General features: G+C 62.8%; 10 protein-coding genes. All 10 read left to right on the forward strand.

Going from position 1 to position 15,133, the window contains the following annotated elements:
* Positions 1-130 precede the first annotated feature (130 nt).
* The 10 genes from K2O51_RS30545 (at position 131) to K2O51_RS30590 (ending at position 15,130) form a co-directional block, all read left to right on the forward strand.
* On the forward strand, positions 131-769 hold the full coding sequence (locus K2O51_RS30545; protein ID WP_220631148.1) for an MOSC domain-containing protein: 639 nt from the start codon (positions 131-133) through the stop codon (positions 767-769).
* Between the two features lie 280 nt (positions 770-1,049).
* Positions 1,050-2,288: an efflux RND transporter periplasmic adaptor subunit gene (locus K2O51_RS30550; protein ID WP_220631149.1), complete on the forward strand. Its 1,239-nt coding sequence runs from the start codon at positions 1,050-1,052 to the stop codon at positions 2,286-2,288.
* Positions 2,289-2,291: 3 nt separating this feature from the next.
* On the forward strand, positions 2,292-5,489 hold the full coding sequence (locus tag K2O51_RS30555) for an efflux RND transporter permease subunit (RefSeq protein WP_011299551.1): 3,198 nt from the start codon (positions 2,292-2,294) through the stop codon (positions 5,487-5,489).
* Between the two features lie 479 nt (positions 5,490-5,968).
* Entirely contained in the window at positions 5,969-8,287 is a 2,319-nt protein-coding gene (locus K2O51_RS30560; RefSeq protein ID WP_245001895.1) for a hypothetical protein, read from the forward strand.
* 13 nt (positions 8,288-8,300) lie between these two features.
* Positions 8,301-8,717 carry a hypothetical protein gene (locus tag K2O51_RS30565; protein WP_220631151.1) on the forward strand — a complete coding sequence of 139 codons (417 nt, stop codon included), beginning with the start codon at positions 8,301-8,303 and terminating at the stop codon, positions 8,715-8,717.
* An 848-nt stretch (positions 8,718-9,565) separates the two neighbouring features.
* Positions 9,566-10,447 carry a ChaN family lipoprotein gene (locus tag K2O51_RS30570; RefSeq protein ID WP_140950439.1) on the forward strand — a complete coding sequence of 294 codons (882 nt, stop codon included), beginning with the start codon at positions 9,566-9,568 and terminating at the stop codon, positions 10,445-10,447.
* A 265-nt stretch (positions 10,448-10,712) separates the two neighbouring features.
* Complete coding sequence (locus K2O51_RS30575) at positions 10,713-11,681, forward strand: tripartite tricarboxylate transporter substrate binding protein (protein WP_220631152.1); 969 nt, start codon at positions 10,713-10,715, stop codon at positions 11,679-11,681.
* A 262-nt stretch (positions 11,682-11,943) separates the two neighbouring features.
* Positions 11,944-12,417 (forward strand): tripartite tricarboxylate transporter TctB family protein, encoded by a 474-nt coding sequence (locus K2O51_RS30580; protein ID WP_011299556.1) that lies wholly within the window; start codon positions 11,944-11,946, stop codon positions 12,415-12,417.
* 27 nt (positions 12,418-12,444) lie between these two features.
* Positions 12,445-13,959: a tripartite tricarboxylate transporter permease gene (locus tag K2O51_RS30585; RefSeq protein WP_011299557.1), complete on the forward strand. Its 1,515-nt coding sequence runs from the start codon at positions 12,445-12,447 to the stop codon at positions 13,957-13,959.
* A gap of 112 nt (positions 13,960-14,071) precedes the next feature.
* Positions 14,072-15,130 carry an AbrB family transcriptional regulator gene (locus K2O51_RS30590; protein ID WP_140950440.1) on the forward strand — a complete coding sequence of 353 codons (1,059 nt, stop codon included), beginning with the start codon at positions 14,072-14,074 and terminating at the stop codon, positions 15,128-15,130.
* The last annotated feature ends 3 nt before the right edge of the window (positions 15,131-15,133 follow it).

Raw genomic sequence — 15,133 nt, forward strand, 5'->3', positions numbered from 1 at the left:
GTCGTTGCCCACAACCCGCTGAGCGGCGTCTCGCTCCACAGCTTTTCCACAGTGTTGTTCAGCGCACTGTCCACCACCTGTTCCCTGCGTTATCCACGGAGTTATCCACAACTCCTGCAGCGGGGGCATCGTGAGGGAAACCAATGGAGCTCTGGCCGGCGCGCGCGTGCTGGCAATCAGCATCGGCAAGGCCATCCCGCTGGTGGTGGCGCGGGCCGGCACCGAGGCCGTGGTGATGTCCGGCATCCGCAAGCATCCGGTCAGCACGCTGGCCCACCCGCTGGGCGTACAGGTGCGCCCGCTGGGCGTAGCCGGTGACGAACAGGCGGACCTGACTGCCCACGGTGGCCTCGACAAGGCCGTCTACGCCTATCCCGCCGAGCATTACGCGTGGTGGAACGCGCGCCGCCGCGCAGCGGCGCAGCCGGAGGCGCACCGTGGCCTGGCTTTTGGCGCCATGGGCGAAAACCTGACGATCGAAGGGCTGGAGGAGACCGAGCTGTGGGTCGGTGACGTGCTGCGCATCGGCAGCGCGGTGCTGTGCGTGGCATCGCCGCGGCAGCCGTCATGCAAGTTCAATGCGGCACTCGGCTATCGCCACGCCGCGCGCGATATGGTCGAGAGCGGGTATTCCGGCGTCTACCTGAGCGTCGTCCAGACCGGCGAAGTCCGGGCCGGCGACCCTATCCATGTGCAGCGTGGGCCACGAAAATTGTCGATCGACAGCATTAACCGCTGGCGCCGCGATGGCCGGCGGCATCTTTTCTGATAATGTTTGTCTATCGATACAAGCAATCGCCCCCCGCGACCGCCACGCTAAGCCCACTCCCTTCGTTGCCCGCAAGCCACGGCCGCCGCACGCCGTTACTGTTGCTGTAACGCGCTGTAATTTTCGGCGCTGGCCCTGCGGGGCGAACCGCTGTACTAGTAGAGGTTTGCGCGACACGTACCCGCCCGGCCCCCGGCCGCCCGTCGTGGGCGGCCGCGGCAGGAACAGAGGCAGGACGTCCCCGGGGAGGGCGCGTTGCGGCTAAGAGGGTCCACACAAGATGAAGACAGACAGGATCGACCAGCCCAAGGGGTTTGTCGACAGCAACTGGAGCGCGTCCACGGGAACCGGCCGGGGCCGGGTATCGCCGTGGGCGGTGCTGGTGACTGTGCTGGTGCTTGCCGGCCTGGGGTGGTTTGCCTGGCGTACCTGGTTTGCCCCAAAGCCCGTTGCCAAGGGGCCGGCGCCCGTGGCGGTCGCCACCGCGCTCGTGCAGCAGGGTGACGTGCCGCTGCAGTTCACGGCCAACGGCAATGTGACGGCGTTATCCACAGTCGAAGTGCGCCCACAGGTCTCGAGCACGGTCCGTACCGTCCATATCAAGGAAGGCCAGACCGTGAAGCCGGGCGACCTGCTGTTCTCGCTCGACACGCGCATGGACGAAGCCAACCTGGCCAAGGCCCAGGCGCAATTGCTACGCGACCAGGCCGACCTGTCCGATGCGCGCCGCAACCTGTCGCGCAGCAAGGAACTGCTGGAGCGCAATTTCATCTCCAAAAGCGCGGTGGATACCGCCCAGGCCAAGGTGGACGGCTTCGAGGCTACTATCCGCGCCGACCAGGCGGCCATCGAGGCCAGCCGCGTTGCTGTCAGCTATGGCGCGATCCGCGCGAGCATCGGCGGGCGTACCGGCGTGATCAACGTGTTCCCGGGATCGATGGTGCTGCCAAACAGCGCCGGGCCGATGGTGACCATCGCCCAGATCCAGCCGATCGCGGTGACCTTCAGTCTGCCCGAGCGGCAGCTCGCCTCGTTGCGCGACGCCCTGCGCAACGGCCTCGTGCAGGTCACGGCCCAGCCCAACGACGGCAGCAAGACGCCGGTGACCGGCAAGATCACGTTCATCGATAACACCGTTGATCCGCAGTACGGCACCATCCGCGTCAAGGCGCAGTTCGACAATGAGGAGCAGCGCCTGTGGCCAGGTACGTACGCCAACGTCAGCGCCGTGGTCCAGACGTTGAAGGACGCGCTGTCGGTGCCGCCGCAGGCCGTGGTGACGGGTCCGGAAGGACGCTTCGTCTACACAGTGCAGCCTGACAACAAGGTCGCCCGCGTGCCCGTGAAGATGGTGACCACCACCGCCACGTCGGCGGTGATCGAGGGCGTGCAGCCCGGCACGCGCGTGGTCGTCGAAGGCACGCAGAACCTGCGTCCCGGCACCGTGGTACGAGAGGTTCCGCGCGTCCCTTCCGCCTCCGCCGGGGCCGCGAGCACGCCCGCCGCCCAGGGGCACTGAGCCATGACGCTGTCCGAGCTCTGTATCCGCCGTCCGGTGATGACGGTGCTGCTGTGCATTGCCGTCATCGTGACCGGCATCGTGCTGTACCCGACCATCCCGATCGCGGCACTGCCCAGCTTCAATTCGCCGGTGATCCAGGTCACCGCCACGCTGCCGGGGGCGAGCCCTGAAACCATGGCCGCTTCGGTGGCCACGCAGCTCGAAAAGCAGTTCGCGACGATTCCGGGCGTGACGGTGATCAGCTCGTCGAACACTCTCGGCAATTCGAGCATCACCATCGAATTCAACAGCGACCGCGACATCGACGCCGCGGCCGTGGACGTGCAGGCCGCGCTGTTCCGCGCGCAGCGTTCGCTGCCGATCGAGATGACGGTGCCGCCGTCGTACCGCAAGGTCAACCCGGCCGATGCGCCGGTGCTGCTGCTGGCGATCAACTCGCCGGCCATGAGCCTGGCCGAGCTCAATGCGTTCGGCGACAACCTGATCTCGCCGACGCTGGCCACGCTGCCCGGCGTGGCGCAGGTGCAGGTGTTCGGCCAGAAGCGCTTCGCCGTGCGTGTGCGCGCCCACCCGGATGCGCTCGCCGCGCGCGGCCTCACGCTCGACGAGCTCGCCACGGCGCTCAACCGCGCCAACGCCAATACACCAGTGGGTACGCTCGACAGCGCGCGCCAGACGCTGACCATCCAGGCCAACCGGCAGCTCGCCAATGCCGACGCGTTCCGCAACATCATCGTCGCCAGCCAGGCCAACGGCGTGCTCGTGCGGCTGTCCGACGTGGCCGAGGTCGAGGACAGCGTCGAGACCATCAAGACCGGCAGCTGGCTCAACAACGAGCGCTCCATCGTGCTGGCCGTGCTGCGCCAGCCTGACGCCAACACCGTGGCTGTGGTGGACGCCATCAAGGGCGCCCTGCCCCGCCTGCTTGCGCAGATGCCGGGCTCGGTCAACGTGTCGGTGGTCAACGACCGCTCCAACTCGATCCGCGAATCGATCCACGACGTGCAGTTCACGCTGGCGCTGACCGTGGCGCTGGTGGTGATGGTGATCTTCCTGTTCCTGCGCCGCGCCGCCGCCACGCTGATCCCGACCGTGTCGTTGCCGATCTCGCTGATCGGCACGGTCGCGCTGATGAAGGCCTTCGGCTACAGCCTGGACAACGTATCGCTGCTCGCCATCACGCTGGCCGTGGGCCTGGTGGTGGACGACGCCATCGTGATGCTCGAGAACATCGTGCGCCATATCGAGGAAGGCGTGCCGCCGCTTAAGGCCGCGTTGGTCGGTTCGCGCGAGATGGGCTTCACCATCCTGTCGATCTCGATCTCGCTGGTGGCGGTGTTCATCCCGATCTTCTTCATGCCGGGCGTGATCGGGCTGCTGTTCCATGAATTCGCGGCAGTGGTGTCGCTGTCGATCCTGGTGTCGGCGCTGGTGTCGCTGACGCTGATCCCGATGCTGTGCGCACGCTTCCTGTCGGCCGAGAACGTGCCGGTGGATGAATCGCAGCATGCGTACGGCGACCATGCCGGCCACGCGCCAGCCGTGGTGCAGAAACAGACCATCGGCATGCGCTCGACGCAGTGGTTCGAGAACCTGTTCGAATGGACGCTGCACAAGTATGCCCATGGGCTGGACTGGTGCCTGGCGCACCGGCGTGTTGTGCTGGTGGCCGCAGGTTTGACCTTCGTGCTGACCGCGGTACTGTTCGTCAAGATTCCGAAGGGCTTCTTCCCCGAGGAAGACATCGGCCAGATCCAGGTCAACGCCGAAGGCCCGCAGGACATTTCCTTCGACGCCATGGCCGAGCGCCTGCGCGATGCTGCCGAGCGTATCCGTGCCAACGCGGCGGTGAAGAGCGTCGTGGTCTCCATCGGCGGTGGTCCTTCGCCGGCCATCAACACTGGCCGCATGTTTGTCGAGCTCAAGCCGCTCGGCGAGCGGCCGAAGATGCATCAGGTCGTCGAGTCGCTGCGCAAGGACGTGTCGGCGGTGCCCGGTCTGGCGGTGTATTTCTCGCCGGTGCAGAACCTGCGCCTGGGCGGCCGCCAGAGCAAGAGCCGCTACCAGTACACGCTGCAGAGCGTGAAGGCGGGCCAGCTGCAGGAATTCAGCGACAAGCTGATGGCGAAGATGCGTGCCGACACGCTGTTCCGCGACGTCACCAGCGACTCGCAGCAGTCAGGCCTGGAGGCTCAGCTTTCGATCGACCGCGACAAGGCCAATGCGCTCGGCGTGCAGATGCAGGACGTGCGCACCGCGCTGTACTCGGCGTTCGGTGAACGTCAGGTGTCCACCATCTACACGCCGATCGACAACTACTACGTGATCCTGCAGGCGGCTGACGTCGACCGGCAGGACGAAAGCGCGTTCTCCAAGCTCTACGTGCGCAGCAAGACCGGCCAGATGGTGCCGATCTCCGCGTTCGCCACCACCGAACGCCGCGTCGGGCCGATTGCCGTGAACCACCAGGGCCAGCTCCCGTCGGTGACGGTATCGTTCAACCTGGCGCCCGGTGCGGCGCTGGGCGAGGCATCGGCGAAGATCGACCGCTACCGGCAGGAGATCGCCATGCCGACCTCCATCTTCACGAGCTGGGGCGGTGACGCGGCGGTGTTCCAATCGTCGCAGGCCACGCAGATCGTGCTGCTGGTAGCGGCCATCGCGGTCATCTACACGCTGCTGGGCGTGCTGTACGAAAGCTACATCCACCCGCTGACGATCCTGGCTGGCCTGCCATCGGCAGCCATCGGCGCACTGCTGACGCTGTTCCTGTTCGACGTCGAGCTGTCGCTGATCGCGACCATCGGCGTGCTGATGCTGATCGGCATCGTGAAGAAGAACGCCATCATGATGATCGACTTCGCGCTGGCCGCGCAGCGCGAACAGGGCATGCCGCCGGCCCGCGCCATCCGCCAGGCCTGCCTGCTGCGCTTCCGGCCGATCATGATGACCACCTTCGCCGCCGTCATGGGCGCGCTACCGCTGGCGCTGGGGATTGGCGCGGGCGCGGAACTGCGCCAGCCGCTGGGCCTGGCCGTGGTCGGTGGCCTGTTGTTCTCGCAGGTCATCACGCTGTTCATCACGCCGGTGATCTATCTGGCGCTGGATCGGTTCTCGGGCACGGGTCCGTTGCAGATCGATTCGGAAGGGAATCGGTTGCCGGAAGCGGTGCAGGGTGAGGTGGTGCACCAGCATTGAGACGGAGGCCGCGGCTTCGGGCGCGGCCTTGAGTTTTCGGTGTTGTAGTCTGTCCCTCTCCCGTTCGGTGGGAGGGGCGCAAAGCGCGTTCGCACTTGTCGAACCGTCTCCTTTGGCGAGTCGCCGTAGCCCTTCGGTGACATTCTCCTCGTAAAACATTCTGAGATGAGATTTCGATAAATCGCTATCACATTCGGAATCGTTCCATATATTTCCGTAGCTGCTTTTGGAACGCTGTGGGGGCCGGTGCGCCTTGTGCCGGTTCACGGAGTTTTGCGATCGCAATGCCGCCCGCCTTGACACCCCCTAACCGCAGGAGGGCGCCGGGATCTGCCCCGAGAAGGTATGTCGCCGGCAGGGCGATTACCGGCCCGCAATTCGACGACGGTCCCCTTTTCCAACTACCACTCATGATCATTAGCCCACCGTTCCTGCCACAGAATGGTCTGACTTCAACCGATCCGGCCAAGGACGATCCAATGATGGATGCCGTCGACCAGTTCGAGTTGGGACACCACGGCGTCTACCCCATTGCCTTCGACCGCCGCTGGCACTGCGGCACGCACCTCGCCCCAAATGATCAGACCGAACCAGTGCGGGCGATTGCTGATGGCGAAGTAGTCGCGTACCGCGTTAGCCAGAAGGCCATTTCCGACGGGCAAACGAAAAGAGATGGAAGCCCTGATCTGAACTCCAATATCGGTTTCGTTCTGCTTAAGCACAAGACCGACACTGGAGAACGAAGGACGATCACCTTCTACTCCTTGTATATGCACCTGCTGGACATCAACAACCAGCAGCGCATCGCGCCACAGCCAACAAATCCGCCGGCTGTCGGCACCTCTAGCGCCTTGCCTGCCTGGTTGTTGTCTCCGACCGATGGGGTGCAAGCCGGTGGCGGCAAGAAGGTCTATCGGAAGGACATCCTGGGGTATTGGGGCCATTGCCACGGCCAGCCGCACCTGCACTTCGAAATCTTCATGACGGAGGAGGATTTTCGTGCTTGGTTTTCTCAGGCCGGACATACCGTGCAGCTTGGCGAGAAGAATCCAGCGACGCCAGCGTCGAAAGACTACTGGGGCCACAGCTACTTCGTGATTCCGGGCGGCGAAGTCATTGTCAGCGTACCTCCTGGGCAGGACAGTTCACCCTACTTTCCGCCGCTCACAGCCGGCGCCCTTAGTGCCCCGAACAAGCTATATGTTGAAGCCTACTTTTATAAGGGGCAGCGTTATACGCGTTCATGGATCGAGAAGAACGGCAAACTTGAAGCGTTGACGCCTGCTCCGGTCAGAGATCCCTACGCAGACTACGAATACAAGCTGTACCAGCGGGCGACCGACCTATATCCCAAGTGCCCAAGCGCCGGATACGAACTGCTTCGTTTTGGTCGGGTTTTGAATACCGAACTCCCAACACTGTCCCGTGCGGAAAGCCGTACATGGATTGCTGTTACGTATGATGCGGGTGGTGCGCAGGGGTATATCGACATCAGCCAGGACGCTATTAAGAAGCTCTCGGATGCGGACTTCCCGTTCTTCATGGGTTGGCAGAAGATTGAGGAGGCAAACACGCCGTTCAGCCAGGATGGTGTGTGCGACTTCGATGAACTTCGCAGAATCGTGGATCTTGTGGAGGAATCAGAGACTCCCGAGCAACGGAGGGAAGCCGAATACAAGCAAGCAGACCAACTGACTGCGTACGTGTACGGCAATGATGCTGTGCGGGGCAAACTCAGGGGATTCGTCTGCCATGCGCCGAGCGAGTGGGATGCGAGTGGTAATGATGCTCGCTATGCCAGGCTCAACCGTCCGGACGGATTCTTTGGCACGCGAAAGGACTTCGATCGTCATGGGTACGAGAACTTCATCGGTTTCCTGAGGCAACTGCAGTTCCTTGATCAGACACCGCTGGGCGCTGGCAGGAAGTTCCGGTTTTTTCATCCGCTGGCCTTCATTCGGCATTTTAGAAAGTGCGGGTGGATCGGCTCGCATGAAATAAGCCAAATTATGCCGGCAAAGAGCTGGCTTACTCAATCAGGGCAGCGGCGTACTCCCCTGTCAAAGCTACTATCAGCATCCGATGTTGTCACACGCGTTTCGGCACATCTCAGCAGCCTTAATGTGGCAATACGAAAATACTCGATTGGTTTTCCAGCGGATCGACTTGCTCTGTTTCTCGCGCAGACATATATCGAGACTGATCGTTGGAACACCTTGCGAGAATATGGAAAAGGTGCTTCAAATCCAAGCATTCCAATGGCTCAATATTATGAGGCATTTTACGGACGCGGGATAATGCAATTGACGTGGGCGGAAAATTATGACGCATATGGAAAGTTCTCGGCCCTGCCGAACAATCACGGTCCATATGAAGGTGAAAGCAGGATTACACAATCTTCCGCGCACTATAGGAGCGATCCGACTATTAGGGATAGGAAAACATACCAAATTATTGGGATAAGAGGCGTTCCCAAACTTTGGGCGCCACTTTATAGCCCTGAGCTCATAGCAAAAAGCTCTGGTTACGCCTGTGATAGCGGCGGATTCTTTTGGGTTTGGAAGCATTACGATGGAAACCGAAATATTAGTCGTGTGGCAGATGGTGGTTTCACCGGAAGCACGGTGGATAAGATCAATAAATTAGTAAACGGCGGCTCGTTTGGGTATTTCGAAAGATTCCTGTTTTCTTGGTACACAAGAAGCATCTTTACGGATTGGATTCCATCGAGCAATGAGCCGGCAATTGAAACCCCGAGGGGGGTTACTGTCGTTTGTGATCTAGCTAGGCCAAAATAATGGATGGTTTATCATGAGTGATGCAAAACGAACAATTTCGGCGCTTATCTTCCTTTTTACGTCTTTGGCATCTTCCAGTTCTATGCCGGCCTCAAAACCGGAGGGGGCATATTCAAAGTGCATGACCAGAACAAAAAATGAGCGACTAACCTGCATATCAGGATGTGGAATGATTGTCCAAGATTGCTATGACGAGGGTATGGTTGAAGTCAACGAGAAAATCAATTCAACATTGACGGCTTTAAATAAAAATAGCAACAAGAAGTGCGCCCATCTTGCGACTGAATATCTAAACAAGGCCATGGCGTTGGAGGCAGACATGACGGGGGAGGTGGGCAACCAATCTGATTGGTTTGCCGCGGAGCTGAAATTACATCTGGTGCAGCAGCGCCTGGCTACGGTTCAGTTCATCCTAAAGAATTGTACGTAATCATTCATCTTTTAAAATTATTCGTCGCTAACGGATTCAAGTGAGATGGAGGTGGTTCCGGTAATAGCCGGCCGCCGGTTTTACGGCGTGAGGCGATGCAAACGGGTAATACGTCCGAGTCGTTCCACAGCAGTGAGCCTTTTGGAAACGTCGTGATCGTGCAGGTGAAGAAATTAATATCCTTGGCCTCTGTATCGCAGGTTTGGCAGCCGCCTATCCGGATATGTGCAAACCGACAACAGGAACGGCAGAACAGATTGTCGGGCCATGTCGCTTTAGAATTGCGAACATGTATGGCGAGGAATTTCGGGCGCCTCGTCCTGATAGCTCGCCACCGCATCAGGGGACGTACTATCTCCCTGTAACGGGCCCGACAGCTTTTCTGGCCGGTGGCTTCAGCATGTTTTGCGTTGAGGCCACCAATGATCGGATCATTTCTGCCCTGAACGCGAAGTATGTTGACGGCCGTTGGCAGAGGTATGGACTGGATGGTGGCCCTGAATTTGTTCCATTCTAGAAGGCGGCGAACGCTCGAACGGTCTCGATGAAGGGGAGAAACTGGACTGGAATCGCATACATTGAGGATGACACCACTGGCGACGAATGGCGCCGGGCTCGTATTTTTCACTTTTGCCTGATCCACAATGTCCATGCGTTGTGTGGAAATGCGCCGGTTAAATGGCTCGCGGATCGCAAGGCGCGAAGTGATCTTGATCGGATGAGGACCATCCTTGAGTCGGTCGAGTTTGTCGATCCCCCGGCGCCGCGAGGTTCCAGTGCCGCGGACACGTCCGACGCTCCTCCGGCCGCTCGCCCCCCGCAACCATGAAGTCGAAGGAAAGCCGTCCATGCCATGCCGCGCCTTCAGCTCCTTTCGCTCTGCCATCGCCGTCGCCACAGTCCTCGCCGGTTGCACCACCACGCCGCAATCGCCGTCCCCCGACACCCTCAGCACAACCTTCCCCGCCAACTCCTACATCCTCCTAGGCGAAGTCCACGACAACCCCACCGGCCAGCTGCAGCGCCTCGCCGCACTGACCCGAGCCGTCGAGCAAGGCTGGCGCCCCGCCATCGCGATGGAGCAGTTCGACCGCGAACGCCAGGCCGATATCGACCGCGCTCGCCGCGAGCGCCCTACCGATGCTGACTACGTGATAGCGCAAGCTGGCGGTGGCGGATGGCAGTGGCCACTGTACCGGCCGGTGGTTGCGTTGGCGCTGCAGTACGACCTGCCGTTGCTGGCCGCGAACCTGTCGCGTGCGGACGCCGCGAAGATCGTGCGTGGTGGCCTCGACGGCCTGTTCACGCCGCAGCAGCGTGCGCAACTCGGCCTGACCGGCGCATTGCCACCAGACCTGGCCGCCGCGCAGACCGCGGTGCTGGACGAAGGCCATTGCGGCAATTTCCCCAAGGCCATGCTGCCCGGCATGCTCGACGCACAGGCCGCGCGCGATGCCGTGATGGCGGCCACGCTGCGACCGTACGCGGCGCGGGGCGCGGTGCTGATTGCCGGCAACGGCCATGTGCGCAACGATATCGGCGTGCCGCGCTGGCTCGGTGACGGCAAAGGCAAAGCGATCAGCGTGGGCTACCTCGAGCGCGGCCAGGGCAATCCGGCCGGCTTCGATCGCGTCGTCACCGTGGCGCCGGTCGAGCGCGGCGATCCGTGCCGCGATGCCGTCGTGGGCAAGGCCATGCCGGCCGCCGCATCGGCGCCCGCAGCGCGTTGAATGTCTTATATATCCACGTAAACCCCGATGCCAACGCAGTCAATCTGACAGCCTTTTGACAGTTTGCAACGCCTAGAATCCGGCTCATGATCCGCCAGCGGGTCACGCAGAAGTCCAACAACAATGCCGGCATGCAACGCGTGCAACGGCCGGGAGACAGCGAGCCGACGGTTGCTTTGTGACCGCGTGGGGCGGTGTCTTCCGGTTTCGCAACGACGCCATGACGGCCAGCCGAAGATACGGCAACACAATTAAGGAGACCGTTATGCGTCGCTCGATTCACCGTTTCGCCCACGTCGTCATGGCCTCGGCCGCCGTTGCCGCCACCGTCGCTGCCGCGCCGGCTTTCGCGATGGACACCGTCAAGTTCATGATCGGCGCCAACCCGGGCGGTGGCTACGACCAGACCGGCCGCGGACTCGGCGCGGCGATGATCGCCTCGGGTGTCACCAAGACCGCTACCTACGATAACAAGGGCGGCGCGGGCGGCACCATCGGCCTGACCCAGTTCGTCAACACCGACAAGGGCAACCCGAACGCGCTGATGGTCGTCGGCGCGGTGATGGTCGGCGCGATCGAGACCAACCATCCGCCCGTCACGCTGAAGAACGCCACGCCGATCGCGCGCCTGTACGCCGATACCATGGTCATCACCGTGCCGGCTAACTCGCCGCTGAAGTCCATCAAGGACCTGACCACGCAGCTCAAGGCCAACCCGGGCAGCGTGAGCTGGGGCGGCGGTTCGAAGGGTTCTATCGACCATATCCTGGCCGGCCTGATTGCCAAGGACATCGGCGTGGATCCGAAGAAGATCAACTATGTGCCGTTCCAAGGCGGTGGCGAGGCCTCGGCTTCGATCCTCGGCGGCCACGTGACGGTCGGCATTGCCGGGGTGTCGGAATTCCTGCCGTTCATCAAGAGCGGCAAGATGCGTGCGCTGGCGGTGACCTCGAAGGATCGCACCGCCGATATCCCGACGCTCAAGGAGCAGGGCGTGAACGTCGAGATCTACAACTGGCGCGGCGTCTACGGCGCGCCGGGCACGACGCCCGAGCAGCGCAAGGCCATGGTCGACGCCGTCGTGAAGGCGACCGAGAGCAAGGCCTGGAAGGAAACGCTGCAGAAGAATGACTGGACGCCGTTCCTGCTGACCGGCGACGAGTTCGGCAAGTTCGTCGACAGCGAATCGGCCCGCCTGGGCGGCACGCTGCGTGAACTGGGCGTGGCCAAATAAGCCGCTCAAGTTCAGGCAACCTCATAGCAGTACGGATCCGCAGCCTTGCGGATCCGAGCAGTGCTGAAGCGTTACCTGTCGTGCCTGCCGAAGCCACCGATGTGGAAGGTGGCCGGGAAACGGCACGGGGCCCGGTGTCTGCCACCTGCGATAGCCAAACCAAAACTACATGTCGCCGGGCCCCGTGACCGCGCGGGAAATCGAACGCCAGCGTCGCGGACGCCAGCCAACCCGGGCTGGCGACAAAGGCCAAGGAGTCTCCATGAAACCCTCCCATCTCGCCATCGGCATTGCCGTGCTGGCGATCTCGCTGTTCTTCTTCCTCGGCCTGCCGGGCATCTCGGGTGAAGAGGGCTATGCCGGCCTGTCGCCGCGCTTCATGCCCACGCTCGTGGCCATCGGCCTGGCCGTTTGCGGCGCGCTGCTGACCTGGCAGGGCGTGCGCGGCGGCTTCCGCAACATGCCTGAAGAAGACGCCGAACTGCCGAGCGCCCCGCACAACTTCAAGGGCTTCCTGTGGGTGGCCGCCGGCCTGGTGCTGAACATGGCGCTGATCGGCACGCTCGGCTTCGTGCTGTCCTCCACGCTGCTGATGATCTGCGTGGCGCGCGGCTACGGCAGCCGCCGCATCGTGCGCGATGCGCTGATCGGCCTATGCATTACGGTGCCGATGTGGGCGCTGTTTGAATTCCTGCTCGGCATCAACCTGCCGCTGCTCCCCATCGCTGGCTTCTGAGCCCGCCTGACCAGCTAGGAGTCACGAATGGATACCCTGAACCAGCTGATGCACGGCTTCGCCGTGGCCATCACACCGATCAACCTGATGTGGGCCCTGGTGGGCTGCTTTCTCGGCACCGCCATCGGCGTGCTGCCCGGCATCGGCCCCGCACTGACGGTGGCGATGCTGCTGCCGCTGACCGCCAAGGTCGAACCCACTGCTGCGCTGATCATGTTCGCCGGCATCTACTACGGTGCCATGTACGGCGGCTCGACCACGTCGATCCTGATGAACACGCCGGGCGAGTCGTCCACCATGGTCACGGCCATGGAAGGCAACCTGATGGCGAAGAACGGCCGCGCGGGTCCGGCGCTGGCCACTGCCGCCATTGGCTCGTTCGTAGCCGGCACCATCGCCACCGTGCTGCTGTCGATGTTCGCGCCGGTGGCGGCGGACGTGGCGCTTGAATTCGGGCCCGGCGAGTACTTCATGATCATGCTGCTCGCGTTCACCACGGTCTCGGCCGTGCTGGGCTCGTCGTTGCTGCGCGGCATGACGGCGCTGTTCCTGGGGCTCGGCATCGGCCTGATCGGCATGGATTCGCTGTCGGGCCAGACCCGCTACTCGATGAACGTGCAGGAGCTGTACGACGGTATCGATATCGTAGTTGTCGCCGTGGGCCTGTTCGCGGTCGGCGAGGCGCTGTTCAATGCGTTCTTCCCGCAGCCGGAAGGCACGTTCAACAAGCTCAGCTCGGTCCACATGAACAAGTCGGACTGGAAGCGCTCGGTCCCGGCGTGGATTCGTGGCACCCTCATCGGCTTCCCGTTCGGCCTGATCCCGGCCGGTGGCGCTGAAATCCCGACCTTCCTCTCCTACGCCACGGAAAAGAAACTGTCGAACCACAAGGAAGAATTCGGCAAGGTCGGCGCCATTGAGGGCGTGGCTGGCCCCGAGGCTGCCAACAACGCCGCGGTGACCGCGACGCTGGCCCCCCTGCTGACGCTGGGCATCCCGACCTCGAACACCACCGCGATCCTGCTGGCGGCATTTCAGAACTACAACTTGCAGCCTGGCCCGATGCTGTTCCAGACCTCGGGCGACCTGGTGTGGGGCCTGCTGGCGTCGCTGTATATCGGCAACGTGATGCTGCTGGTGCTGAACCTGCCGGCGATCGGCCTGTGGGTACGCATGCTGCGCGTGCCGACGCCGCTGCTGTACGGCGGCATCCTGATCTTCGCGGGCCTGGGCGCCTACGGCATCCGCCAGTCGTGGTTCGACCTGCTGCTGCTGTTCGTGGTCGGTTTGCTCGGCATGGTGATGCGTCGCTTCGACTTCCCGACCGCGCCGGTCATCGTCGGCCTGATCCTGGGGCCGATCGCCGAGAAGCAACTGCGCAACGCGCTGTCGATCGGCCAGGGAGACTGGAGCCTGTTCGTGAAGCAGCCGATCTCGGCGACGATCCTCGCCATGACCGTGGCCGTGGTGGTGATCCCGCGCCTGCTGCGCTGGCATGCCAACCGCTCGTCGGCGCACGCCCAGGCGGACAATGCGGCCTGATGCGTTGTCCACAGTCATGAGATGATCGAAGCCCGGCGCGCGAGCGTCGGGCTTCATGCATTTTGCGTTCACAACAACAAAGGCGCCGGCGCCCCTGCCAGGCCGCTGCATCATGAATCTCTCCGCGCACCGCTGGCTGCCGGTCGTGCTGACGCTGCTGCTCGGCCTGGCTGCTGCCCTGCTCTGTACCGTGCTGCACACGCCGCTGCCGTGGATGATCGGTCCGCTGCTGTCCGTGGCGAGCGCGCGCATGGCCGGCGCCGACCTGCGCGCGCCGACGCAGGCGCGCAATGCCGGCCAGTGGGTGATCGGCGCATCGCTTGGGTTGTACTTCACGCCGGACGTGGTGGCAAGGTTGCTGGAGTTCCTGCCCTATATCGTCGCGGGCTCGCTGTTCGCACTCGCACTGGGCGCGGGTGGCGCGGTGCTGCTGCGCCGGACCACGGGCGTGGCGTTCAAGACGGCGTTCTTCTCCACGGCCATTGGGGGCGCATCGGAGATGGCCAACCTCGCCGAACGTAATGGCGCGCGCATCGACCAGGTTGCCGCGGCGCATTCGCTGCGCGTGCTGATGGTGGTTGTGACGGTGCCGGCCATCTTCCAGTACGGCGGCATCCATGGGTTGGACCCATATATTCCGGGCCCGCGCACAGTGGACGCCGTGGGGCTGCTCGCGCTGATCGGTATCACGCTAAGCGTGGCCCTGCTTGTGCGTCGGTTGAACATGCCGAACCCGTTCGTGATTGGCACGCTGATTGCAGCGGCGGTGCTGACCGCCTCCGGCATCGAACTGTCCGCGATTCCGATGTGGATGAGCCGTGCCGGCCAGCTGCTGATCGGCGTGTCGCTGGGCTCCCGCTTCTCGCGCGACTTCCTGCATACCGCGCCGCGTTTCCTGTCGGGCGTGGCGTTGTACACGGTGGTGGCGCTGCTGGTCTCGGCGCTGCTGGGCTGGGCGCTGGCCGCAATCTCCGGCGCGCATCCGGCTACGGTCATTCTCGGCACCACGCCGGGCGGCATTGCCGAGATGTGCATCACCGCCAAGGTGCTGGAACTCGGCGTGCCGCTGGTGACCGCCTTCCATGTGATCCGGATGGCCTTCGTGGTGCTGGCCACCGGCCCCCTGTATCATTGGCTCAAATATCGCGTCGCGCCGGAGGAGACGGAGTAGCGG

This window comes from Cupriavidus pinatubonensis (assembly GCF_019602855.1).
In the GTDB taxonomy this organism is placed as follows: Bacteria; Pseudomonadota; Gammaproteobacteria; order Burkholderiales; family Burkholderiaceae; genus Cupriavidus; species Cupriavidus pinatubonensis.

Excerpts from the sequence above, each read along its gene's own strand:
- K2O51_RS30565 (WP_220631151.1), top strand. The coding sequence starts at position 8,301 with ATGAGTGATGCAAAACGAACAATTTCGGCGCTTATCTTCCTTTTTACG.
- K2O51_RS30585 (WP_011299557.1), top strand. The coding sequence starts at position 12,445 with ATGGATACCCTGAACCAGCTGATGCACGGCTTCGCCGTGGCCATCACA.
- K2O51_RS30550 (WP_220631149.1), top strand. The coding sequence starts at position 1,050 with ATGAAGACAGACAGGATCGACCAGCCCAAGGGGTTTGTCGACAGCAAC.
- K2O51_RS30575 (WP_220631152.1), top strand. The coding sequence starts at position 10,713 with ATGCGTCGCTCGATTCACCGTTTCGCCCACGTCGTCATGGCCTCGGCC.
- K2O51_RS30590 (WP_140950440.1), top strand. The coding sequence starts at position 14,072 with ATGAATCTCTCCGCGCACCGCTGGCTGCCGGTCGTGCTGACGCTGCTG.
- K2O51_RS30570 (WP_140950439.1), top strand. The coding sequence starts at position 9,566 with ATGCCATGCCGCGCCTTCAGCTCCTTTCGCTCTGCCATCGCCGTCGCC.
- K2O51_RS30580 (WP_011299556.1), top strand. The coding sequence starts at position 11,944 with ATGAAACCCTCCCATCTCGCCATCGGCATTGCCGTGCTGGCGATCTCG.
- K2O51_RS30555 (WP_011299551.1), top strand. The coding sequence starts at position 2,292 with ATGACGCTGTCCGAGCTCTGTATCCGCCGTCCGGTGATGACGGTGCTG.
- K2O51_RS30560 (WP_245001895.1), top strand. The coding sequence starts at position 5,969 with ATGATGGATGCCGTCGACCAGTTCGAGTTGGGACACCACGGCGTCTAC.